At 26.5% G+C, this 879-nt stretch carries 1 protein-coding gene; it reads right to left on the reverse strand.

From position 1 onward, the window contains the following. Window positions 1-680 (reverse strand): histidine kinase (locus AC07XN_RS24505; protein WP_494744955.1); only part of this gene is annotated, 680 nt, incomplete at its 3' end. Window positions 681-879 lie beyond the last annotated feature (199 nt).

The following is an 879-nucleotide window of genomic DNA, read 5'->3' on the forward strand; positions in this document are numbered from 1 at the left end:
TGATTAGCTTCGTACAGGACATAATCTAACAAACTGGATAAAGATAAAATGGCATCACTATTACGTTTGTCTTCAGTAACAGAAAGGCTGTAAATATTATTGAGGGTATTCGTTAAAAAATGCGGATTGATTTGAGATCTTAAATAGTCAATTTCTACTTGTTTTTTATAAGCGTAGTTTTTGATGATGGAACGAATGAGTTTAATGAAAAATGCTGCTAGAGTAGTAGAAAATGTTTGAAGAATAGAGAAAACGATAGTGTTATAATTAAATACCTCCCAAAAGTTGTAATAAATTTTGCGTAAATGATCAAGATTTATATTAATTCCTTTTAGTAAATCGTAACGAAAAATTAATTGTATTCTGATATAACAAAGAATTGCCCAAATAAATGTAAATATTATTGAACATAGAATTGTAATAAAAAGCTTATACTTATTTTTATTATTCCATGATGGAAATACTAAAGATACTGTAATGTAAAACAAGGTTATATCAAGAATTATAAAATAGGAAATAGTAATGAAATTATAAATAATTCCTGTTCCTGGAATTATTTCACTTTCCCATAAAACTATAAACATTATTCCCCAAAAAATACAATGCAATAAAATTCTTCTCTTAATAGATATCCCCTCAATAGGGTAAATTTTTAAAAACAATTCGGTGATTTTTTCCATATTAATTAATAGGTTTAATCTTTTACATTAGCTCTAATTGTAATTTAACAACATATACATTTTCTTGATTTTTTATCTGAAGAGAATGAGTGTTTGGAAAAAGAGTTGACAACCGTTTTTTCACATTGGTTAGACCTATACCTCCAAAAGTCTTTTTATTGTTATTGGCAATGAGATTTGACTTGCTATTTTGTACCTC

The sequence above is a fragment of the Arcicella sp. GW458-12-2-14-TSB2 genome, assembly GCF_059423785.1.